General features: G+C 37.0%; 1 protein-coding gene. It reads left to right on the top strand.

Annotated features, from left to right (window positions below; all coding sequences use genetic code 11):
* Window positions 1–254, top strand: a 254-nt coding sequence (locus RTW80_RS30000) for a Gfo/Idh/MocA family oxidoreductase (protein ID WP_312721806.1), incomplete at both ends; no start/stop codon positions are given.

The following is a 254-nucleotide window of genomic DNA, read 5'->3' as shown; positions in this document are numbered from 1 at the left end:
ATATGTCAAGCTTGGATGCTTTAGTCTCAAGTAAATTAGTCGATTGCGTGATCGTAGCCACCCCAAATTATCTGCATAAAGAACCAGTAATTAAAGCAGCAAAGAATAAGAAGCATGTTTTTTGTGAAAAACCAATTGCATTAAGTTATGAAGATTGTGTGGATATGGTCAAAGCGTGTAAAGAAGCTGGTGTGACCTTTATGGCCGGGCATATTATGAATTTTTTCAATGGGGTTCAATATGCACGGAAGTTA

It is taken from the genome of Escherichia sp. AM3, from assembly GCF_032029835.1.
Taxonomy (GTDB): domain Bacteria; phylum Pseudomonadota; class Gammaproteobacteria; order Enterobacterales; family Enterobacteriaceae; genus Escherichia; species Escherichia coli.
The sequence above is the reverse complement of the archived record's forward strand: the minus strand, read 5'-3'. Positions and strand labels throughout refer to the sequence as shown.